Here is a 22,383-nt window from a genome sequence, read left to right as displayed (position 1 = left end):
ACTTAACACGCTGTTTGGGTTTAAGCCTAGGCTGCTAATAACCTCTTTTATTTTTATTGCTTTTTAATTTTTGGTTATTGCTTATTGGCAATCGGAAAATGGACATAAAAAGTGCTACCTTCACCGAAGGTTGAGTCAAAACTAAGCGTACCCGACATGGCCTCAGCGAGTTGCTTACTTAAGGCTAAGCCTAAGCCGGTACCGCCTTTTTCTCTAGCATCACTGGCATCTGCTTGCGAAAACTTTTCAAAGATCTGGCCTTTAAATTGCTCGGCAATACCTGAGCCAAAGTCAGTTACAGCGATAGTTAGCATTGATTGCTGCAAAGTAGCACTAATAATCACTTCACTGTTTTCTTCAGAAAACTTAACCGCATTAGAAATTAAATTGGCCATAATTTGCAAGAAACGAAACTCATCAACACGCACCTGCCAGCCTTGTGCTTCAGCTGGCAATTGTAAGCTCAATTTAAGCGACTGCTTTTTGCTATAGGTTTGATTCTCCTCAACAGCCCGCTGTAACAGTGCAGTTAAACAGTGTGTTTTTAGCTCTACCTGCATTTTACCGGCGTGTAGTTTTTCAATATCCAGTAAATCATTAATTAAATTGGCTAACCGTTTACAGTTGCTATTAGCAATGTTTAATAACTTTTTCGACTCCTCTGTCACCTCGCCGACGACACCGGAAAGCACTAAACTTAAGGCTCCGCTTATCGAGGTAATAGGTGTTCGCAGCTCATGGCTAACCGTAGATATAAATTCACTTTTTAACTGCTCTAGCTTTAAACGCTCTGTTACATCTTGAGCTGCGGAGTATAATTTGCCCGAGTCAGGATCTATAGCTGTAAACCATTCTAAGGATACATGATGGCCATCTTTATGCCGTAGTCTATTACTAAACTTAGCCGAGACTGTACCTTGCTCAATATTGGCAAATTCTACTTGGGTTTTCGTTATATCATCTGGATGAACAAAGCTGAGAATGGGCTGGCTAAGCAGTTCAGCTTCACTATGGCCTAGTACTTGAGTAAACGCCTTATTAACCCGAGCAAAAAAGCCGCTAGGGCTGGCGATACACAATAAACTTTGCGATAAATTAAAAAACTGATTGAGCTCAAAGCTCATCTGCTCTTGCATAGTAATATCATGGCCTAAGCAAAGGTAACCGCTGATATTACCTTGCTCATCACGCATAGGCGTGACGATAACCTGCACCAATAACTCGCTACTATCTTTACATTTATATATCCAACGGCGACGTTCAAAACCATAACGCCTAGCTTCAATAGTAAAAACATCCACACCTAATACAGGCTCGCCATACTTCTGTGTTAACTCTACAGAGCGATTAGTCACTTCAGTTTTGTCATGCAAAATAGTTAATGATTGCTGCTGTATAAGCTCATCAGCTTGATAGCCTAGCATAGTCACAGCGCCTTTATTGGCTAGCTGGATAACACCTGCTGTATCGATAGCAATGATAGACACCTCAGATGCGGCATCTAACACTGTTTGCAATAAGGATGTCAGCCGATGATGGGCCTGATCAGCAATAATTTTTGCCGTAATATCTTGCACCGAGCCAACAAGAGTAGGTAAGCCTTTGTCTGATTGTGCCACTAATTTAGCCAATTCGTGTACCCAGCGTACCTCGCCATTAGGTAAAATTATCCGATGAACTATATCATGCACACCTGACTCTTCAGCTTTTTGTTCACTTGCCTTCAAGATATGAATGTCATCTGGATGAACAGCTTGCTCAAATAACTCTATGCTAGGCTTAGTAGTAGCCTCATCAAAACCAAATATTTGATACACTACAGATGACCACCATAGTTCACCTGTTTCAGGCCAAGCTTGCCAAAAACCTAAACGAGCATTTTGACAGGCAATATCTAATCTTTCTTGAGTTAAGCTTAAATTTGTATTGGCCTGATGCAAGGCCTGATAAGACTGTTTTGCCACGGTAATATCTTGAAATAAACCATACACACGCCGGCACTCTCCATTGACAAAATCAGCTTCACCCACTGATCTTACCCACTTTCTATTCCCCTTAGCAGTTATAATTTCAAAGCTGTCATCAAATGAAATATTGTTATTAATGCTTTGCTCAAGTAATTGCTGAATGCGAGTTCTGTTTTCACCTGCGACATAAAACTCTATCGCCGTGCTTGCTTCAGGCGAAAATACATCGTCTACCTCATGAATTTGCCGCGTGACTTTATCCCAATGAATATCAAAGTTAGGTAAAGATAGTTCCCATAAGCCTATGGTAGCTAATTCAGATGTTCGCGCTAATAAAGTATGAGTATGCTGATAGGCATCATTTAACTGTTTTAATGTAATAAAAGACAAAATGGTTCTAGCAATAGAGCTCATTGTTAGCATAAAGCGCTGCTCTTCACTATGCCATTGCCGCTGTCGCTGTGTGGTTTCCACCGATAAAATACCAGCCACGCCGGTATCAGACATAATAATACAGTCCAATTTAGAAGTGATATTTTCGGGTATAAGGTAAGGGGCGACTAACTCGGCCATATCAGCACTTTGTTTAGCGTCAGTAACCGCAACTAAGGTATTAGTTTCAAGGGCATTAAAATAATCTGGGAAGGCTTCTTTAGATAAAAGAATATGATCAAGGTGGCCAGTTTCATTTTCAAGTTGCAAGAATTGACAAGCCAACGAACTACTAGCCCCTTGCTGTAACCAAATGCTAACACGATCTACTTGTAATTCCTGTGAAATTTGCTGACAAAAATAAGCCCATGAAGCTTGATCAGCAGAAAAAATTTGTTTAGACGATAAAATACTAGCCTGAAATGCAGTAAGCTTTTGCTGTAGTTGCAGCGCTAACTGTTGTTGTTTTTGTTCTGAAATATCTTCTAAAGTACCAAAGGCAATTAACGGCTTTTTATTTTCATCCCAAGTAATAACTTTACCGCGCTCTCTTACCCATACCCAGTGCCCTAGCTTGTGCCGGATCCTCACTTCACAGTCATAAAAATCAGTATTGTGGGAAAAATGATTAGCTAAGGCTTCTGTTGAGCGCTGATAGTCATCAGGATGTAATAAAGCCAACCAGGTATTTACCGTAGTTGGCTGTAATGCTTCTAAATCATAGCCAACAATTTCAGCCCAACGCGAATTAAAAATAGTTGCCCCAGTCTTAACATTATACTTCCATGTCGCAAGTTGATTGGTTTCAATAATAGCGTTTAACTTATCTTCTGTAGCAAGAATGCCTTTGAGTTCATTATCAAGCTCAAAATTTCGTCTAATCGTAAAGCTTTGTTTTATTTCACTTTCTACTAATTGACCAAATTGCTTAAGTACCTATTGCTGTTGTTTATCTAGTTGTTTAGATTTAGCATCTATTAAACATAAAGTGCCTAAATTATAACCATCAGGCGACTGCAAAGGCACACCAGCATAAAAGCGAATAAAGGGAGAGTTCACAACCAAGGGGTTATCTGAAAAGCGTGGATCTTTCGTCGCATCGGGGATCAACATTAAATCATTGCTTAAAATGGCATAAGCACACAAGGAAAAGCAACGCTCCGTTTCTTCCAACGCCAACCCTTGTTTAGACTTAAACCACTGCCGATCAGAATCAACCAGAGAAATTAAAACAATATCGCAATCAAATAAGCTTTTAACCAAAGCGGTAATACGGTCAAACCGCTGCTCTGCAGCACTATCTAATAAACCTGATCGCCGTAACGCCTTTAAACGCTCTTGTTCATTTTCTGGAAGCGGCGGTACTTGCATAACTTTACCTTAGTTCATAAATCTAATAGTGCATGCATATCTACACTACAAACAACTTACTCATAAATATAGCTATATTTACAGTTAAGTGTTCAATTTAGAATGAATTTAGTAATAAAGCGAAAAGAAAATTACACTATTATGATAATAAACAAACTATGCACTTTGTTGTTACACTTAATTAAAAGCTAGCTATTAAAATAAAGCAGGCTACTTAATTATTAAGCAGCCTGTTCTAATTGTAAGCAAGATGGTTATGGCAAAAACAGATTAAAAGGTATATTTAATCCCTAAACTGGCTTGATCAAATTTAGTATCAAAACTATCAATTTCAGCAAGAATACCAATCTCATCGCGATCAAACTTAACGTCAACACGAGTGTATTCTAGTAATAATTGCCAGCTTTCTGATATAGCAAACGCCATACCGGCACCATAGAAAAAGTCAGAGCCATCGGCATCAGAACTTTCATCGGTTGCATTTATATCAGCATTCCACCATAAATTACCACCTTGAGCATATAGGGTAAAACGCTCACCTAATGGAATGCCGGCTTTAATAGCTAATGTATATCCGTCTAAATCAGTATTAAAAACACTGTTTCCGTAATTACCAAAATCAATATAACCGGCTTCTAAAGCAAAAATTTGGTGAAATTGCGCGCCGACAAATAACTTAGTCGCATTATCTTCTTTATCAAAATCTTCGTCACCGTCTGCTTTTAATAAACTGTAACTCGCACCAACATAAGGGCCCATGTTATCTACAAAACTATTTGCAGCAGCAAAACCAGAAGTAGTCAGTAAAGATGCAGCAGCCAGAGTAGCTAAATATGACTTTTTCATTATAAACTCCGAAATATAATTAATAAGTAACAAGCTATCGCTTAACGTGTCACCTTAGCTACTACAAGCTTTATGCCAAGCTCTAATTCATAGCCATTAACCTATTTATTTCAGATAGTTAGTTGTCTTCTTTTAAATAACCCTATAGTTAAAAATAAAGAATAAGTATGTAGAGTCGGCTTATTAGTATGTAGTTTTTACATAGTAAAAATTATTAAAAACAATAAGTTACATATGTTAATAGCTGAACCCTAGATTAATAGCTAGAGTTAAATTACAGCTATTAACAAACAGGCTAACTAGCTGCAACTCATTACTAATGACGTGTTATTCTTAGCAAAATAGCCTAAAGCATTGAGTTTAATGTTAGGCTTTAACGTAAAACTTGGCCCAATTGATTTTGGGCAATTAAACGTAATACATAAGATAATTTAAATAAGCCTGCAAAGACAATTTGTAGCATATGCATCACAGCGACAATGCGTAGTGGTAATATTTGATCTTGAAACCAGGCTAGGTAGGCTGCCGCACAAAATAACACTAAGGTAATCACCATGGCACTATTGGCAGTAACGAGTAATTTTCTTGGATTCATAATGCGCATTCCTAATGTGTATTTATAATGCGCATTATTAATGTATATTAGATAAAATTCAAGAGTTATTTAGATTAATTTTTAGCCTAAGACAGAGAAAGCTATGCAATTAAAAAAATATACCGACTATGGGCTGCGAGTTTTAATGTATCTGGCATGCCAACCAAAGCAAACCATGACTAATGTACGCATTATTTGTGAAGTGTTTAACTTATCAGCCAACCATGTAAATAAGGTTGTCCATCATTTGGCTAAGTTAGAACTAATTGATACCAAGCGCGGTAAAAATGGTGGTTTCACACTGGCTAAACCATTAAATAGCATTAAGTTAGACTTTGTTATTCGCCAGTTAGAAGGTGATGAAGAATGGATTGATTGCAACTCTCCTCGCTGTGTCGCCCTGCCTGCATGCAAATTAAATGGCATAGTAGAACAAGGTAAAGTTTTGTTTTATGAGCATTTAAGTAAATACACAGTCGCAGACTTAGTCAGTGATAATAAGTCTCAGCTACAAGCTATATTTGTTCAAGAGTTCTCAGAGTAAAGCAGAAAAGTTATTACTTTTACTGCTTTAAGAAATGCTTAAGTTACGGCTAAGGCTTACTTTCTAATAACTCTCTTAATGGGCTAGGCAGTAATTTACGCGACCTAACTGTGATGGCTTTTTCATGTTTTTGCCAAAGGATGCCTAAGTATATAATCAGTAAGCCAATAGCTGTTAATACCATTGGAAATAGCCAACTATCGTTGAAAACATTATAAGCTAAATAGCTAATGTAACCACAACAGCCTATAGCACCAAAAATAACAAAAACTCGCCGTACTAACACTACCCCTATACCTATCATAAATAAGTTAATGCAGAAGTAGAAAAACTTAGATAGCTCATCGTCCGAATGCTGCCAAGACAAACCGCCCCAGAAAGCAATAACACCAAACAAGTATAGCCAAAACGCATAATCAGCTTTATAACGTGAACGAATATCTACCCAAAATGCCAAGCCTATCATTAATAATCCCGTATAAAGGGAGACTAATTGCCGTATTTGCCATGAAAAATCATCGCCAGCAATCATTACCGAAATATCCATGGTTAAATACCATAGCGTTACTGCAATTGGCATGATTAAAAATGGATACTTATATTTCCAAGCTACAATAACAGCAACAATTAAGGTGCCCAGCTCCATATAAAGCCAATGCCACTGAACGTAGCGATGATAATCTTGATACTGGCTATGGTCTGGCCATACGCCTAGCCAATGCTGTAAACCATAAATTACTAAGGGCGTTAAGCAGACCACAAAAGTGGCGCAAATTCCCGCTGGGATAGCTAAATTTTTAGCGGCAAAAATATGAGTCAAAACCAGACCTATAACGGCATAAAGCAATGAGATTAATACAATTCCCCCTCCACCAAAGGATTCCCAACCTATCCCCATAAATAGTGTCATAGCACCAATAGCAATAAGGCCGCCTAAGTAATACAGGACATGAGTAAAAGTAAACCTTGCGCTATCTTGGGATTGACTCTGTAAAAATACAAACAGCGAGTCAGCTTGTTCAGATGAAATAATTTTCTTCTCAACAGCATCACCTAGCACCTTCCTTGTAACCTTCATAGCTGATCTCATTATTAGTATTTATATAATTATAACTGCTTGAGCATCCAAACATCACAGCCGTTGTGGATAGTGCCCGCTAATGGCTGCTGTAGATGTTTAAATCCTAACAGTTCATATAAGGCTATAGCGGTTGTCATGCTGTGTAAAGTATCTAAGTAGCACTGGCTATAACCGCTACTTTTTGCATACTCTAGGCACTTTTCGGTCAGTGTTTTACCTATACCTAGCCCTCTGCTCTGTGGTAGTAAAAACAATTTACGCAATTCACATACTTCACTGCTGCCATTAAACGGGGCAATACCACTACCGCCAACAACCTTGTTATTAACTAAAGCAATAAAATAGCGGCTAGCATCATAAGCATGATAATGCTGACTCATGGCTTCTACTTCCGGATCTGAAGGGCCAAACCCCTCGCCTATAGCACCAAACTCGGCACCTACCTGCTTAATTACCTCAGCAATTTTAGCGTCATATTGTGGGCTAATTTCTGTAATGACAACACTCAATGAAAGGCTCCGTAGTTAATTTATTTTGGCTAAAACACACTTGTAATCAGTAAAAGTAATATTAACACTAAGTGAGGAAAAGCCACTGTTGGTCGAACAGATTGAGCAATATACTCTTTAATAAGTAATAAACCGGTTAACTTAACTTTTTGGTATTCACTATTAAATTGAAATACACAAACTGCCTTAGTTGATAATTGGCTAGGTTCTAATTCACTTGGCAGCTTAAGATAAAGTTCCAACTGTAACAAACGTGGCTCTATTCTTGACTGAAAGGTTTTCCATATCGCGTCTTGTAACCACAATACCAGTAACAGTAGCACGATAAAAAAACTTGAAGCCTGTAATGTCACAGCCACTAGCATCACCACTATGCTAAGCATTTTTATATATAATGAGTGTTTTTCATAACTATCGTATTGGTTTTGTAGTAAACACCACTCTGTTGCTAAGGCTTTTTTGATCATTATTAACTTAACCTACTTTATGCATGCTTTTTCATTTCTTTGCTGCCAAGTCTATAGGCATCAATAATAGCTATAACCCATATTATTATTAACATATACAGATTAAAGCTTAATTCTTTGCTAACCAGCTCTGTTGTGGCATCTGTTGCGGCCGCGACAATGGCTGCACTGTCAAAAGGAATTTGCCCACTGCTCAATTGCTCAGCAATCTGTTGGGCTTTACTTATAATACTGCTGAAGATAAACAGCAAGGGTATTGAAAAAGCTACTACAAAAATTGCTGACATAACATATTTTTTAAGAAAAAAGTGGCCAGCGCCTGGATACAAAAAAGCCGATAATAATAGGGCTTTAACTGATTTATTCATCTTATTCCTACATTAATAATAACGCTAACAACCTAGTGTTTTAACGAGTGTACATGATTATTTTATTTGCACGAAAAATAAACAATTAAAGTTTCAGCCACAGCAACCGATAACATGACTAGTATGATACTAATATCAGATTTTCAGGAGCAAATTATGGCAATAACAACAGGCAATACACCAATAACTGGCGTAACTAAACAGACTACCCCCCCTAATAAAGCTGATAATGGCCAAACAATTAAAAATCAAGCGGCAGAATTAAAGCAAGCTAACAATTTGGGGATCTTGCGCGCTGCAGAGAAGGTATCGTTAAGTAGTAATAATGACTCTTTAAGCTTGTTATACAAAACAGCATTAGAAGGTATTAATGCTGAACTTGAACCAATAATGGGCACTAACGCAGCACAAAAAATATATGATTCTGGCATTGATACTTCGCCAGAAGCAACTGCTGAGCGTATCGTTAGCTTTGCTACTGCATTTTACGGTAAATACAAAGAGCAAAATCCGGGTAAATCAGAAGAAGAAAATCTAGAGAGCTTTTTAAAAGTGATAGGTGGCGGCATTGAAAAAGGCTTTGCTGATGCCAAAAATATTCTTAAAGGCTTGCAAGTTTATGAAGGTGAAGTAGAAAGCGGCGTAGATAAAACCTATGGCTTAGTCATGGATGGTTTAGCAAGTTTCAGAGAAAAAATGTTAGAGCAAGCAGCTAAGTCTGGACAAGAAGACAGTAACTTAGGCTAAAAATAACGCTCTACACTAAAGCCTAAATTAAGTTGACGGCCAGCTGCTGGTTCAAAAGAGCGGCCGTTTGCCTGATTTACCACTACCGAGCCGACATAGTCTTTATCCAGTACATTTGATCCGTACCAACACTTATTATAAAAGCCAAACCTAAACAATAAATCAACAACAGTGTTCTACTTAGGTCTTAGGCTATAAGTTAACAGTCATTATTCCATTAACCTATTAATTAACTACCGATTATTTAATAAGCTTTTAAAAAGCCCATAAAGCACTTTGACCTAGACAAGTTTAATAAACTTGCTTGCTTTTATTACTACTTTATGAGATACATCCATCTAGACGTCTAGGCGCTCAATTAGTTTTTTAAAATTTATAAGGGAAATAATATGCAAGGTAGTAAGTTTTTTAGTGTCACTTTAGTAACGTTGGCTTTATTGTCAACAAGTTACTTGGCACTTGCTGACAATTCGGCAATCACGCCTCAACTTGAAGTGCCACATTGGCCGCACACACAATATGACTCTACGCCAACTGTAGAAGATATATTAGGCTATCCAGCAGCGAGCCGTGTCAGTAGCCCTGAACAAATCGTCACCTATTTTGAAAGCTTAGCTGCGGCTCATCCTGATAAAATTAAGCTGTTTGATTATGGTAAAACATGGGAAGGTCGGCGTTTATTTTATGCGGTAATTTCTTCTGCAGACAACATCGCAAAACTTGCTGACCATCAACAATCAATAGCCGCATTAGCCGATCCTAGAGTGACTAACGCAAGTACAGCGAAAAAGCTAATTACAGAGTTACCAGGTAGCATTTGGATTGGTGCCAGTGTTCATGGTAATGAAATTTCACCAGCAGAAGCCACTTTAGTGACGGCTTGGCATTTACTGGCTAGCCAAGCAACAGAAAACCAGCAGTTATTAAACAATACTCTTATTTATCTAGACCCACTGCAAAATCCCGATGGCCGCGCCCGCTTTGTTAGCCGTTATTATTCAACAGTAGGAATAGAACCTTCATCTGACCGCTTATCAGCAGAGCATAATGAAGCTTGGCCCAATGGCCGTACTAACCATTATTTATTTGATTTAAACCGTGATTGGTTTGCATTAACCCAACCAGAAACGCGTGGCAAAGTCGCTGCTTTTCTAAAAGCCTTACCTTTACACTTTATTGATTCACATGAAATGGGTGGCGACTCCACTTTCTTTTTTGCTCCATCAGCCGAGCCTTTAAATCCGCTGGTTACTCCCAATCAACGCAATAGTTTAACTAGGTTAGGTAAGAATAATGGCCGTTGGTTTGATCGCTTTGGCTATGATTACTTTACCGCGGAAATTTTTGATCTGTTTTATCCAGGCTATGGTGGCAACTGGCCAAACTACTCTGGCAGTTTAGCTACTACTTATGAAATGGCGTCGGCGCGGGGCCATCACTTTACCACCCAAAGAGGTGATGTTTTAACTTATGCTGATGGCGTACAACGTAATTTCGTTGCTTATTTATCCAGTATTGAAAATGTTGCCAATAATCGCCAAGCATTATTAGAAAACTTTTATGACTATCGCCGTAGCGCGTTAGATAAAGGTGGTCAACGTCAAGCCGTACAGTCTTACATCTTACCGAATCAGCGTGATGCTGCTGGGCACCAGCGTTTAGCCGCCATTTTAACCGAGCAAGGCATTGAAGTACGCCAGACCAGTAAAGATTTCCAAGCCTGCGGCAAACAATACCAAGCCGGTGCTTATGTTATTGACGCCGCTCAACCAAGCCATCACTTAGTACGCGCGTTACTTGATGCAGACGTACCTTTAGATCCTAAATTTTTGGCTGAACAAGAGCGTTTGCGAGCGAATAACTTACGGCCACAAATTTACGATGTTACCGCTTGGTCATTACCGCATTTGTATAACTTAGATTTAGTAACCTGCACCAAAACCGTGAGTGTTAGTGCTGATTTAGTAGGTAGCAAACGTATTCTGTCGGGCACTATTCAACCAGGTGATGCAACTTATGGTTATATTGTTCGTTGGGGCGATATGAATGCTGGTCGGTTATTAACCGCAGCCTTACGCGAAGGTTTGTCATTACGCAGCGCGGACAGTAGCTTTAAACACCAAGACGGCAGAGAATTCCCAGCCGGCACATTAGTGTTTTCACGAGCCGCAAATCCGGCAAATTTAACCGAGCGCTTAACCAAGTTAGCAGAACAGTCTGGCGCTAATATCGAGCCATTAGCGAATAGCTGGATTACAAGCGGACCTAGTATTGGCTCGCGTGCATTTACTCCAGTATTGGCTCCTAAAGTGGCCGTTTTATGGGATGAGCCCACGAGTGTTCTTAGTGCCGGCAGCACACGTTTCATTATCGAGCGTGAATTTAACTACCCAACAACCGCTATTCGCTCTAGTCAGCTACAAAATGCAGACTTATCGGCTTATCAAGTCATTATTTTGCCAGCAACGAATCAAGCTGGAGCCTATGAAAAAGCATTAGGCGAACCAGGCCGAGAAAACCTGCGGGATTGGGTGAAAAAAGGTGGTGTAATCATTACCCTTGGCAATGCAACCGGCTTCGCCGTGTCAGGTAAAAAACCTTTGTTACAAAGTAGCTTAATCAGCACCCTAAACGAAGCTAAAGAAAACACTTTTGATCGCGTGCCTGGCATCATTGCACGCAGCACGGTAGATCAAGAACATTGGCTAACTGCAGGTGTACCAGAGCAACTTTTCACCAACTATATTGGCACAGAGACTTATGCCGCTTTGCCTATCTCTAAAGGACGTAATGTTATTAACTTTGCTGATGCAGATAACTTAGTCGCTAGCGGTCATTTATGGGCAGAAAATCGTCAGCAATTGGCAGGTCGTCCATACTTATTGGTTCAACCAGAACATAAAGGACTAGTCATTAGCTTTACTCAGGAGCCAAATTTACGCGCTTACCAACATGGCCAATTTGTTTTATTGTTAAACGCTATTTTCCGAGGAGCAGCACACGCCTCACCTGTACGCTAATTTGAACCATAACTTTAAACGTAATAGGCAAACACTAGCCCTAGTATAGGGCTAGATACATTAACAAGGATGAATTTAAGCGCTAAAAAATTCTCGATATCAGACCTTTCGTTTACTTTTTAATTTTGGTCAATTAAGACTATTTTGTTGTGACCCAAAGCGCATGCACTATTCCTGGAAACAGAAATAGCAGGCACAAAACAATATTAATTAAGAGTTGCTTACCAACGCCTTCCTTTAATAAAACAGCAACCGGTGGCAATAAAAGTGCCAGTACAATTAATAAAACTTTATCCATGATGAGTTCCTCTTTTTTTAATTTTTAATTGGCTAGAATTTATATAAGCACTGTATATTTAGTCTACTCAATTAATAGCTTAGTGGAATAAATGTGAATGATGGGTGATTTAATGAAAATTAATCTAAATAAAAATTAAAGTTTTATTTCATGCAACCGATAACCTGATTAATACTAAACTAATCTCGGCTTTGCAGGAGCTAAATTATGTCTATTACTTCAGGTAGTAATACATCCACTATCGGCGCAACAAAACCTAACGCAACCCCCGTTAAAGCCGATGAAAACAAACAAATTAAATATCAAGCTGATCAATTAAAACAGGCTAATAACCTAGGAATAATGCGTGCAGCTGAAAAAGTATCATTAAGTAGTAACAACGACTCATTAAGCTTGTTATACAAAACAGCATTAGAAGGTATTAATGCTGAACTTGAACCGATATTGGGGCCTAATGCTGCGCAAAAAATATATGACTCTGGCATTGATACTTCACCCGAAGCCACGGCAGAGCGTATTGTTGGCTTTGCTACTGCATTTTATGGCAAATATAAAGAGCAAAACCCGGGCAAATCTGAAGAAGAAAATCTAGATAACTTTTTGAAAGTTATTGGCGGTGGCATTGAAAAAGGTTTTGCCGATGCAAAAGATATTCTAAAAGGCTTACAAGTCTATGAAGGCGAAGTTGAAAGCGGCGTAGACAAAACCTATGGTTTAGTGATGAAAGGTCTAAGTAGCTTTCGTGAAAAAATGTTAGAGCTGGCAGCCAATCCACCGCAAAATGATAGCAAAAATGCAGAATAGCCACCCCTAATCAACTATAAAAAGAAATATCCGCGTTAATATTGAGGTATTTCTTTTTACATTCTTATCTTATTAAATTCATTACGTTTAAACGCTCTGCTAATCGGCCAATAGAGAAATTCACTTAGTTAAATATAACTTATTTGATTCTTATCAATGAAACTACCTTAGTTACTTGTACACTAAATTGTCAGTAATTTATTAGGGACATATATTATGCCACAACGCGGTTATATTGAATTTATTCAGTCACAGCAATTGCCGTGGCAGCGTATTGGTGGTGGCTTAGCTAGGCCTAATGTTGAGTACAAAATGCTCAGTCGTAACCCTGAAGATGGTGCTTGTTCTATTCTAATGCGCTATCCCGCTGGTTGGTCACAAACAGGTGCCGAGCATATTCAGGCCGACTAAGCTAGGCAATGCAACGATAATCCTATCCGTGTCTTAGCACTTGCTGGGCCTTTGCTTAGTTTGAACGGGTAAAATATCTGGAATGGTCACTTGAGAGAGGCGAGCCAGGTTAAATGACTATTTTCACCCGCTTAATAAAATGTTGAACATGCCTATCAATAGCTAACACTGCCAATAAACTCGCTGTTCATTGGCAGTGTATTTTATCTATTGCTGGTATAGCAGAGCTTTAGCTTTACTTTGGCCCTATTTTTGCTCTGGTACCTCTATCACAGTAGCTGATTCTATAATGATAGGTTGGCTAGAATCGTCTGATTTATTTTTCCAGTATAGGTAACCCGCTGCTATAGCCACTACAAGTAAGCTAATGGTAATAACTTTAGGCCAAATAGAACGCTGTTGATAAGGATCCTTTAAACTACGACGAGACCCTGTAGGCAGTTTAGCAATTTGGGTTAACTTACTACCAAAGGGCACATTAATTTTCACTTGACCATTAATCGCCCACCCCGACGCATCTAAAATAGGACCTAGATTACGTTGGCGTAATTTTAACCATGCAATAAACATTGATGGGCCACTGACTAACAGCACTAACGCAAACATACCCACTGGCATCAACCAACCCAGCCCAAAAAATGCTTGTAATAACATACCCATAGCTGTAGCAATACCACCGACAGCAACACCCATAGCAGCAATAATGCTAATATCAAACTTAGGTTTAGAGGTTACTTTACTCGCTTCAGTTTCACGATTAGCCAGTGTTTCTGAAGTTTTATTTTCTAATGATGATTGACTAGATGCTTCAGCAGCCGCTGCACTTTTTGCTGCTTGTTCTTCTAAAAAACGCACCAAACGTTTGTAAGGCGAAAAGAATGCCTGCGGAATACTAATAGGGTTTTCTACCAATTTAGTAATAGTCACATCCCAATCTAGACCATCACGATCATAAAAAACCCCGTTCCGCCCGACCAATAAATAATCTTGTGAGCCGCCAGTAAAGGCCGCGACAATCGTTTTCTTAGCGCCATCTTTACGGGTACACAAACAGTAGGCTAAAAAGCATTTACTCAACCCAGCTAAAGTCGCATGTTTAGCCATATCATGTACTTCAATACATAATTCGCAAGCTCTGCCGTCTAAATACAGGGTACCCGCTTCAAAAATTGAGCGGATATCGGGTGAGTAGAAATCAGTCAGGTTTACAAAGTTATTAAGCAGCGTTTTTAAATACATACGGTAACGTAGTATTGTTTCAACTTGAACCAAAGAATCCACTTGGGGCTTAAGCGCTAAATCTTCTGCGATTAAAGCCTCTAGTTTGTCTCTGCTGCCATCAGTTAGTATGCTATCGAGTTGCTCAGGGCTTAAATGCGCCACATTTTTACCGGCTTCAGCTGTTAACCAACCATGATAGTCATCAAAACGAGCTTTTAACTGTTGCCATACTGGGTAAGTTAACGTGTCGGTTTCACCACAAACTGGCTTAATCACTGCCGTATACAGAGTATTAATCCGACTTTCCCACGCTGGGTTTAAATCTTTTGTTAATGGTAATTCAGCTTCAGGGCTAATCATCGCTAACGGGAAGTCAGCTATTTCCGCGCAATCAGCAGACAAAATACTGCTGTTTATCGCTTGCCAATCATCTACTGAGCGATTTAACTGCTCTGCAGCACGTAAGTCATACTGACTGGCACGGCAACGGCTAAAGTAATCATCAATTTTAGTCCGAACAGCAGCCAATGAGCCTGCAACCGCTGCACCGTCGACACCGTCTGGCAGCCAGGCTGTTTCTGCGCTAGCTAACCAATTTTTTCTAGCCGCTATCGCGTCATAAAAAGCACTAACACCCGCTTGATTAATGCCTGCTTTACCCGAAGCGTCAATAACAGCCGTTACCCCGCTCATTACCTTATCAATAACGTCACGGTCAGCAGCATCTATTGTTTCTGGGGTGATAATGCCATCACCATTAAAGCGGGCACTTGCTAAAGCTTGTTGTTGGTTAGTTACATCTTCCAACGATACGTGGTCAGCTTCTGGTTTATTTAATAATGCCAATAAACATTGCGCTGCATAATGTAAGGCTGCGCCTTCTGTCGTTTTGGTATTAAATTCAGCCAACGGCAAAAAGCTTGCTGGTTCTAATAATAATTCAGGATTTTTAAGAATAGTGCTAGCCCAACGCACTGCATCAAGTACTTCAGGCACTCTAACACGGCCATCGTTATCTTTATCAATCAGTTGTAGTGTTTTCTTATCAAAATGTAATCCTGTTGTTGGACAAGCTAATGCTGTCCACAATTTTGGATCTAATTGATCTAAGTTTAATAAGTCTGCTGCGCTTGTTAGTAAAACCTGATCAAAACCGCCTATGCGCGAGAATGACCAAGAATGTGGAGTTGTCATAAAACAGTCCTGTAATATGATAGCTTGAAATAAACCGGCTATGCTCTGCTGTTAACAATTAACCAGTATAATGCTATCCACACCTCGCAGACAAGAGTACACAAGCATTAAAAGATGGCGATAAAGATGTCGTAAAATGGCGAGGATAATACTGAACATAAATACTGGCTATTAATAATCATTGATATTTTGCAGTTTCAGTATGGATAAAACTGACTACCAGTTGCCCACCGGTAGTCAGTTAATCAATTATAACTGATAGCTAACAGACAAACTAATTGTCCTGCCTATAACATTATATTGAGAAATGTTAGCATAAGTTGCACCAGCATTAGGATCAAATGGCGGGTCTCTATCTAGTAAGTTATTTACCGATAATGCAATTCGAGTATTAGCAAAACCAGCATAACTTAACTGCGAGTTAACTCTAAAATTACTGGCTATTTTACTGTTTAAGCCTGGATTACTGGTCTGGTTAGCAATTTTTTGTTTATAACCACTCGTAAAAGCGCCGCTTACTACTGTTTGCCAATCATTATAGCGCCAGCTGATACTGGTATTATTTTTCCATTCTGGTAACACACCAAACTGGTTATTGCCTGCGCCGTCTACTTTATGCTGGCCTACAACGAGTGCCTGTTTATAGCTTAATAAATGAGATAATATGCTATTAAAATGGATCTGATGACCGTCGCCTAACTCTATATTATAGCTATAATCTAAATCAAACCCAGATGTTGAACGCACGCCTTGGTTACGAAATTGGTTAGTGATTATCTGCAATCTTCCTTCTGCATCACGAATAATTCGATCACCATACAACTGTGGGTTATCAAGAATAAACTGCACATTATCTGAGGCAATTATTTTGTCTTGTTCAATACGATAAACATCAAAGCCTAAACTCAACCGACGGCTAGGCGACCAGATTATGCCGGCATTAATATTCTTTGAGCGCTCAGCTTGTAAATCTGGGTTGCCAGCACGAAACTGAGTAAAACCGACACGTCTACCTGCATTTACCGGATCATCAGGATCATTGGCACTGGCATAACTTACAGTATTACTATTAGCAATTTCTGGTAATGACGGTGCACGAAAACCTCTTGACCAAGAGCCTCGTAATAACCATTCATCATTAAACACGTAATGCACACCCAATTTAGGCGAAAAAGCGCTACCAAAATCATCATAATGATCATATCGACCGGCTAAATCTGCGGTTAAATTGTCAATAATTGGCACGGACAATTCGGCAAATGCAGCCCATACTGCACGCTTACCATCAACCAGATTAATAGCGGGCCTTAATTCGGTACCGGATAGCACTTGCTCTGAAGTACCCGCGTTCATTTTTTCATGACGAAAATCAACCCCACCAGCAACAGCTAATTCACCACTGCTTAAGTTAGCTAAAATGGTACTTGCAGTGAAGTTTGCGGCAGAAATTTCATAGCTGCCAGGACGCAATGTTTGAATACGTAATTCATCAACTAAACTTTGTGGATTATTACCATTCACAAAATCATAGCTACCGTCTGCTAACACTCGCTCAAAAACATAACGATTGACAAAATTATCGACTTCCTCGCGCTGTTTACTTGAAGAATTTAGCGCTGTAAAGTTCCAATCCCAATTATCACCTTCATAATTAAAGCTACCTATTACACGCTTAAAAATTTGATTACTGTCTTTTAAACGTGGACCTAATTCAAATAGTGTCACTTCAAACGGTAAGGCTTCAGCAGTCGGGTTATTCGGATGCCCTACTGGAAACCGCACTGGAATATCCACTAAGCCACCGCTGGTTTGATCATAAGCTCTTAAACCAGCACCGACCGTTAACGGTGTTCCAAAAATCTGAGACGCATCATTATAGCTATACAAAAATTCTGCTCTACTTTGCAGTTTTTCAGTTAGCTGATAAGTGCCTAATAACGAGAACTGACGTCGAGTAATTTCTGGCTGCAGCGTAGTATACTCTTGAGTATTAAAGGCACATACATCATTGCTGTAGCCGGCATTAAAGTCGCTACCGGCACGTAATTCAGAACCGGTAGGGCAGTTTTCAAATGCTTGCGGATTATTAGCTGCAGCTAAATAATTACCACCCTGTGAACTCCAACCTGATAGTTTGCCACCAGGTAAGTGTCTAAAGTCACCCGAACGGGTTAATTTTCGCTCATTAGCATCTAGTCTTTCACGGTGAAAATAGTCTACTGAGGCAGTAATGTTATAGCCATCACGGTAAATATCACCGATCCCTGTTACTAAACCCGCGCCCACTTGCTTCAGGCCGCCTTCAGTAGCATCACCTGCTGATAACTTAACCTCTGTACCTTGATATCCGCGACGTAAAATAATATTAACTACGCCGGCAATAGCATCAGAACCATAAACCGAAGATGCACCGTCTTTTAAAACTTCTATTCGCTCTACTGCACTTAATGGTAAGGCATTCAAATCAACAAAAGTATCTTGGGTATTTTGGGCAAAACCATTATTAGAAATACGCTGACCATTAACCAGAACTAAGGTGTTTTTTGGGCTTAAACCACGCAAGCCAATTGATGCAGAACCTGCAGAAAAACTGTTAGTCGCTTGTTCGTTATGACTATTGCCAGTGTTAATAGTCAGATCGCGCAATACTTCCGTTAATGTCACCTTACCGCTAACAGCAATTTCTTCAGCTGTTACCTGCAAAACCGGTGTGGCATCTTCATTATGTATCCGTTTTATGTGTGAACCTGTTACTGCAATTCGTTCAACCTTTTCCAGTTGCTGCGATTCTTGAGCGAACAATACCGTGCTTAAAAAAACACTAATAGGTGCTAAAACGAATGCAGGGATATTCTTCTTCGATCTCATGTTAAGCCTCATTACATATTCATCAGTTGAATATAAAAACAATATTTTGCGTAGGAAAGGGATACTAGCATGCAAAAATAATTAAAGACAGCTAAATGTCTAGACGTCTATATTTAAAATTGGAATATTGTATCGCTGATAAGAATAAGCTTATAAGTTAACTAGTTAGAGAATAAATTGTGAAATTTTGAGATAGCCGTGTATGTTTGAAGCTGCTTAAACAGGCCTGCTAGTATGAAATAACGATAACAAAAGGTGTTAAGTATGACGTTTTTAACCAAGTTGATAGTGCGGTGACAAACTGCATACTATATTAGAAACGACGCTCTACCCCTATGCCTGCGCTAAGCTGTCGACCGGGTGCGGGTTCAAACGAGCGGCCATTCGATTGGTTAACCACTACCGAACCAACGTAGTTTTTATCTAATATATTATCTAGCCGTAACCACTGACTGAAATGCCAATCGGCGCTTTTTTGCTTAGCATCTAGGCTGGCATGCCACAGCATATAAGCTGGCGCAAACTCATCATTGCTATCGGATGTGGCCACGCGTGAGCGATATTGGACCACGATTGAAGCCTGTATTTTGTCGTTATGCCAAGGCCGATAATTAGCTTGTATAAACACATTGCTGTCAGCGATACCCGGTATACGCAGTCCGTTGAGTGAATAATTCAGCTCTTCATCGCGATAGCGGGCTTTCATCAGTGTTGCAGCACCACGTAGCTGTAGCGCGGGATGCAACTGATAACGCCAACTTAACTCTGCCCCTTCTCGTTCCGTTTGTGCTGCATTACGATAAGTTGTACGGCCATCAATAGATTGATCAACCACAATTTCATTATTGCTATCTATTCGAAACAGGCTTAATTGCGCTTGGCCATTACCATTAACACTGAGCCATTTAACACCTGCTTCGTATTGGGAGATCAACGCTGGCCCAAGATTGGGGTTTAAGCCAGTGCCTTGGTTGCGATAAGCCAGCTCTGTTAACGTAGGCGTTTCAAAGCCATTACCAACAGCAGTAAATAGCGCCCATTGGCTGGTTAATTGATAATTTAAACCGCTAGTCCAAGAGGTTTCTTGGTAGCTAGTTTGGCCGCTATCGTCTGGCACAACGCCTTGTATAATGTAGCGGTCGCTAACATTAAACGATAAATGAGATAAGCGTAAACCTGCTAACCAGGTTAATTTATCTGTTAGTGCTAAAGTGCTTAAAGTATAAATATCATTTTTTTCAACCCGACCGGTTTCATCACGGCGTAGCTCACCTGCTGCACCGAAGTTATTGACAAAGCCTTGCCGTGTATCTTTTTGTCGCTCAATATCCGTGCCTAAACTTAGCTGCCAACGCGATGCAAAAGCTTGCGGTCGCCAATTAAATTGACCATGCACACCATGAAAGTCACGCTTTAAATCAATAACGCCACCCGATGACGTGACATCATTACCTCGAAAAGGCAAAAATTGTTCTATTGCACGCACGCCGCTCCATGCCGCCATTTGCCAATCAGAGTGGCTTAATTGCTGATTAACCGTCAGTGATTGTTGCCGATGGCGAATACTTTTGCGGGTATTAAATTTACTGGCACCAGCAAATGTTTGTTCGCTGTTTTGTTGCCATTGCTCTGAGGTTAATGATCCTGGATCTTGTAATAAAGGTGCGTTGTTGTCATCTACGCGGGCAATTAATTCGATATTATTAGCCAGCTGATAAGTGCCACGCAGTGCATACTGATCGCGCTCGGCACTAGCATGATCTCGATCACCGTCCGTTCTAAAGCGCGCATAGTGGCCACTTACACTAAATGTATCTTTGACCATAGCGGCATCTAAACGACTGCGTTGACGATCATTAGCACCTATGGCATGGCTTAACGCCATATAGCTGCTGGCGGCGGGTTGGCTTTGTAGGTTAATAATGCCACCGGCGGCATTACCATAAACGGCGGCGATAGGCCCGCGCAATACTTCAACCTGGCTAGGTTCATCAATAAAGATACTCGAGGTTTGAGCTTGGCCGTCAGGCATGGATAACGGCACACCATCTAAGCGCATTAGAATGCCCCGCACCCCAAATGCCGCCCGAGCACCAAAACCGCGTAAAATAATCCGAGTATCTTGAGCAAAGTTATAACGGGTGTCTATTTGCACACCCGGAATACCGGCTAATATTTCAGCCATGTCCGTTCGCATGCCTGGTTGCTGCTCGGTTACTAATAGAGTGTCTATAGACGCAGGGCTAGAAAGCCAAGGTTGTTCAGTGCGAGTGGCAGTAACAACAATACGCTCTATCAATTCTGCCTCTGTTTGAGCAGCATGAGTATCAAGTTCGGCTTGGCTTGCTGTATTTGTTAAATCGGGGCTTGAAGCACTTACTTTCGTAAGACTGGCGGTAATAAAAAGGCTCGCTAAAAGCGCGAGCCTAAACGTCGTTTTACGTTGCACTTATTTGGCTGCTAAAAGACGTAAAATTGCGCCTTTGGGTTCATCTGTTAGCAAATAAATACTGCCGTCTGAGGCAATTTTAACCTCACGTATCCGTCGTTCTAGGTTCAATGTTTCTTGATGAATAACATGATCACCATTCACTTCTAACCGTGCAACTTGTTGACCTTTAAGCCCGGTAGCTAATAAGTTACCTTGCCATTGTGGAAACTGGTCACCCTGATAAAACGCAACCCCAGATACGGCAATAGACGGCGTCCAGTGCCAAATAGGTTGTTCCATACCGTCTTTTTTAAAGCCAATACCCACTTCGCCACCACCATATTGCTCGCCATGAGTAATCACGGGCCAACCATAGTTAAGACCGGGTTGTGGCATGTTAACTTCATCCCCCCCCTGTGGGCCATGTTCTACTGTCCACAGTTTTCCTGTTGTCGGTTGAATATCCATACCTTGAATATTACGATGACCATACGACCAAATCTCTGGCTTTGCATCCGCTTGATGAACAAACGGGTTAGTTTTTGGCACGCTGCCATCTGGATGAATACGCACTAATTTACCAGTGTGGTTACTTAAATTTTGTACATCCTCTTGGCGATGGCCGTGGTCACCTAAGCCGATAAACAAAAACTCACCATCGGCAGAAAATGCTAGTCGACCACCATAATGACGACCGCCCATTACTTTTGGCTGCTGACTAAAAATTACTTTAAGATCATGTAGCTTATTATTCTCAAGCCGAGCTCTTGCAACTGCCGTACTGGTTATTTCGCTGCCGGCAGTTTCGGGTTCAGAGTAAGAAAAATAAATTATGTTATCTTGGCTAAAATTAGGGCTGAGCCTAAGATCAAACAAGCCACCTTGACCACGTACTTTTATTTCTGGTAAGCCACTAATTGGCTCGCCAATAGTGCCATCCGCTGCAACAATACGTAAATTACCCGCGCGTTCAGTTACCAGCATTCGGCCATCGCCTAAAAAAGCCAAACCCCAAGGGTGGTTAAGGCCACTGGTGACTGTGTCTACTTTAACATCCGCCCAGCGGGTTTTAAGGATATCCGAGTCGGCATGGCTCGTTAAGCTTATTAGGCCAAGACTTAGCAGCAAGAAAGTCATAGTTAATGGTTTCATATTTTCTCCATCAGCTTTTAAAGCACAATGTGTTGTAATGAATTAAGCATAAACCAG

General features: G+C 40.2%; 18 protein-coding genes. 5 read left to right on the top strand and 13 right to left on the bottom strand.

What is annotated here, in order from left to right:
• Positions 1-74: 74 nt before the first annotated feature.
• The 4 genes from RDV63_RS04485 to RDV63_RS04470 all read right to left on the bottom strand — a co-directional run bounded on the left by RDV63_RS04485 (position 75) and on the right by RDV63_RS04470 (position 5,211).
• Positions 75-3,242 carry a PAS domain-containing protein gene (locus tag RDV63_RS04485; RefSeq protein WP_313910383.1) on the bottom strand — a complete coding sequence of 1,056 codons (3,168 nt, stop codon included), beginning with the start codon at positions 3,240-3,242 and terminating at the stop codon, positions 75-77.
• Positions 3,243-3,335: 93 nt separating this feature from the next.
• Positions 3,336-3,770, bottom strand: a complete 435-nt coding sequence (locus RDV63_RS04480; RefSeq protein ID WP_313908326.1) for a GAF domain-containing protein — start codon at positions 3,768-3,770, stop codon at positions 3,336-3,338.
• 270 nt (positions 3,771-4,040) lie between these two features.
• A complete protein-coding gene (locus tag RDV63_RS04475; protein ID WP_313908325.1) occupies positions 4,041-4,616 on the bottom strand; it encodes a porin family protein in 576 nt (191 codons plus the stop codon).
• A 373-nt stretch (positions 4,617-4,989) separates the two neighbouring features.
• Positions 4,990-5,211 (bottom strand): hypothetical protein, encoded by a 222-nt coding sequence (locus RDV63_RS04470; protein WP_313908324.1) that lies wholly within the window; start codon positions 5,209-5,211, stop codon positions 4,990-4,992.
• A 103-nt stretch (positions 5,212-5,314) separates the two neighbouring features.
• On the opposite strand from RDV63_RS04470, the gene RDV63_RS04465 reads away from it, so the two are divergent.
• Positions 5,315-5,755: an Rrf2 family transcriptional regulator gene (locus RDV63_RS04465; RefSeq protein ID WP_313908323.1), complete on the top strand. Its 441-nt coding sequence runs from the start codon at positions 5,315-5,317 to the stop codon at positions 5,753-5,755.
• Positions 5,756-5,804: 49 nt separating this feature from the next.
• On the opposite strand, the gene RDV63_RS04460 is transcribed toward RDV63_RS04465, so the two are convergent.
• Genes RDV63_RS04460 through RDV63_RS04445 form a run of 4 tightly spaced genes read right to left on the bottom strand, consistent with a single transcriptional unit; the run spans position 5,805 to position 8,180 of the window.
• Entirely contained in the window at positions 5,805-6,833 is a 1,029-nt protein-coding gene (locus RDV63_RS04460) for a DUF2157 domain-containing protein (protein ID WP_313908322.1), read from the bottom strand.
• A 29-nt stretch (positions 6,834-6,862) separates the two neighbouring features.
• Complete coding sequence (locus RDV63_RS04455; protein ID WP_313908321.1) at positions 6,863-7,345, bottom strand: GNAT family N-acetyltransferase; 483 nt, start codon at positions 7,343-7,345, stop codon at positions 6,863-6,865.
• A 29-nt stretch (positions 7,346-7,374) separates the two neighbouring features.
• Entirely contained in the window at positions 7,375-7,812 is a 438-nt protein-coding gene (locus RDV63_RS04450; RefSeq protein ID WP_313908320.1) for a hypothetical protein, read from the bottom strand.
• A 17-nt stretch (positions 7,813-7,829) separates the two neighbouring features.
• Positions 7,830-8,180, bottom strand: coding sequence for a DUF6677 family protein (locus RDV63_RS04445; RefSeq protein ID WP_313908319.1), 351 nt, complete (start codon positions 8,178-8,180; stop codon positions 7,830-7,832).
• A gap of 156 nt (positions 8,181-8,336) precedes the next feature.
• On the opposite strand from RDV63_RS04445, the gene RDV63_RS04440 reads away from it, so the two are divergent.
• Positions 8,337-8,927: a DUF5610 domain-containing protein gene (locus tag RDV63_RS04440; RefSeq protein WP_313908318.1), complete on the top strand. Its 591-nt coding sequence runs from the start codon at positions 8,337-8,339 to the stop codon at positions 8,925-8,927.
• Positions 8,928-9,316: 389 nt separating this feature from the next.
• Positions 9,317-11,947, top strand: coding sequence for a M14 family zinc carboxypeptidase (locus RDV63_RS04435; RefSeq protein ID WP_313908317.1), 2,631 nt, complete (start codon positions 9,317-9,319; stop codon positions 11,945-11,947).
• 139 nt (positions 11,948-12,086) lie between these two features.
• Here RDV63_RS04435 and RDV63_RS04430 read toward each other — a convergent pair whose 3' ends face one another.
• Positions 12,087-12,245 carry a YqaE/Pmp3 family membrane protein gene (locus RDV63_RS04430; RefSeq protein ID WP_313908316.1) on the bottom strand — a complete coding sequence of 53 codons (159 nt, stop codon included), beginning with the start codon at positions 12,243-12,245 and terminating at the stop codon, positions 12,087-12,089.
• Between the two features lie 207 nt (positions 12,246-12,452).
• Between RDV63_RS04430 and RDV63_RS04425 the strand changes: the two genes are divergently transcribed.
• Positions 12,453-13,049, top strand: coding sequence for a DUF5610 domain-containing protein (locus RDV63_RS04425; RefSeq protein WP_313908315.1), 597 nt, complete (start codon positions 12,453-12,455; stop codon positions 13,047-13,049).
• A gap of 216 nt (positions 13,050-13,265) precedes the next feature.
• Positions 13,266-13,460 carry a hypothetical protein gene (locus tag RDV63_RS04420; protein ID WP_313908314.1) on the top strand — a complete coding sequence of 65 codons (195 nt, stop codon included), beginning with the start codon at positions 13,266-13,268 and terminating at the stop codon, positions 13,458-13,460.
• Between the two features lie 246 nt (positions 13,461-13,706).
• On the opposite strand, the gene RDV63_RS04415 is transcribed toward RDV63_RS04420, so the two are convergent.
• From RDV63_RS04415 to RDV63_RS04400, 4 genes are all read right to left on the bottom strand, one after another.
• Positions 13,707-15,875: a hypothetical protein gene (locus tag RDV63_RS04415; protein ID WP_313908313.1), complete on the bottom strand. Its 2,169-nt coding sequence runs from the start codon at positions 15,873-15,875 to the stop codon at positions 13,707-13,709.
• A 249-nt stretch (positions 15,876-16,124) separates the two neighbouring features.
• The gene (locus RDV63_RS04410) at positions 16,125-18,743 is read right to left on the bottom strand and encodes a TonB-dependent receptor (protein WP_313908312.1); all 2,619 of its coding nucleotides are present in this window, start codon (positions 18,741-18,743) and stop codon (positions 16,125-16,127) included.
• 313 nt (positions 18,744-19,056) lie between these two features.
• Complete coding sequence (locus RDV63_RS04405) at positions 19,057-21,192, bottom strand: TonB-dependent receptor family protein (RefSeq protein ID WP_313908311.1); 2,136 nt, start codon at positions 21,190-21,192, stop codon at positions 19,057-19,059.
• Positions 21,193-22,326 carry a PQQ-dependent sugar dehydrogenase gene (locus RDV63_RS04400; protein ID WP_313908310.1) on the bottom strand — a complete coding sequence of 378 codons (1,134 nt, stop codon included), beginning with the start codon at positions 22,324-22,326 and terminating at the stop codon, positions 21,193-21,195. It lies immediately after the preceding gene.
• Positions 22,327-22,383 lie beyond the last annotated feature (57 nt).

The sequence above is a fragment of the Rheinheimera sp. MMS21-TC3 genome (assembly GCF_032229285.1).
Taxonomy (GTDB): Bacteria; Pseudomonadota; Gammaproteobacteria; order Enterobacterales; family Alteromonadaceae; genus Alishewanella.
Note: the sequence above shows the minus strand (reverse complement) of the source record. Positions and strands in the feature narration are given on the sequence as shown.

Bases quoted from the DNA above. Each gene is read 5' to 3' on its own strand.
- RDV63_RS04470 (WP_313908324.1), bottom strand. From the start codon at position 5,211: ATGAATCCAAGAAAATTACTCGTTACTGCCAATAGTGCCATGGTGATT.
- RDV63_RS04480 (WP_313908326.1), bottom strand. From the start codon at position 3,770: ATGCAAGTACCGCCGCTTCCAGAAAATGAACAAGAGCGTTTAAAGGCG.
- RDV63_RS04460 (WP_313908322.1), bottom strand. From the start codon at position 6,833: ATGAAGGTTACAAGGAAGGTGCTAGGTGATGCTGTTGAGAAGAAAATT.
- RDV63_RS04475 (WP_313908325.1), bottom strand. From the start codon at position 4,616: ATGAAAAAGTCATATTTAGCTACTCTGGCTGCTGCATCTTTACTGACT.
- RDV63_RS04420 (WP_313908314.1), top strand. From the start codon at position 13,266: ATGCCACAACGCGGTTATATTGAATTTATTCAGTCACAGCAATTGCCG.
- RDV63_RS04445 (WP_313908319.1), bottom strand. From the start codon at position 8,180: ATGAATAAATCAGTTAAAGCCCTATTATTATCGGCTTTTTTGTATCCA.
- RDV63_RS04425 (WP_313908315.1), top strand. From the start codon at position 12,453: ATGTCTATTACTTCAGGTAGTAATACATCCACTATCGGCGCAACAAAA.
- RDV63_RS04400 (WP_313908310.1), bottom strand. From the start codon at position 22,326: ATGAAACCATTAACTATGACTTTCTTGCTGCTAAGTCTTGGCCTAATA.
- RDV63_RS04430 (WP_313908316.1), bottom strand. From the start codon at position 12,245: ATGGATAAAGTTTTATTAATTGTACTGGCACTTTTATTGCCACCGGTT.
- RDV63_RS04415 (WP_313908313.1), bottom strand. From the start codon at position 15,875: ATGACAACTCCACATTCTTGGTCATTCTCGCGCATAGGCGGTTTTGAT.
- RDV63_RS04465 (WP_313908323.1), top strand. From the start codon at position 5,315: ATGCAATTAAAAAAATATACCGACTATGGGCTGCGAGTTTTAATGTAT.
- RDV63_RS04410 (WP_313908312.1), bottom strand. From the start codon at position 18,743: ATGAGATCGAAGAAGAATATCCCTGCATTCGTTTTAGCACCTATTAGT.
- RDV63_RS04435 (WP_313908317.1), top strand. From the start codon at position 9,317: ATGCAAGGTAGTAAGTTTTTTAGTGTCACTTTAGTAACGTTGGCTTTA.
- RDV63_RS04440 (WP_313908318.1), top strand. From the start codon at position 8,337: ATGGCAATAACAACAGGCAATACACCAATAACTGGCGTAACTAAACAG.
- RDV63_RS04450 (WP_313908320.1), bottom strand. From the start codon at position 7,812: ATGATCAAAAAAGCCTTAGCAACAGAGTGGTGTTTACTACAAAACCAA.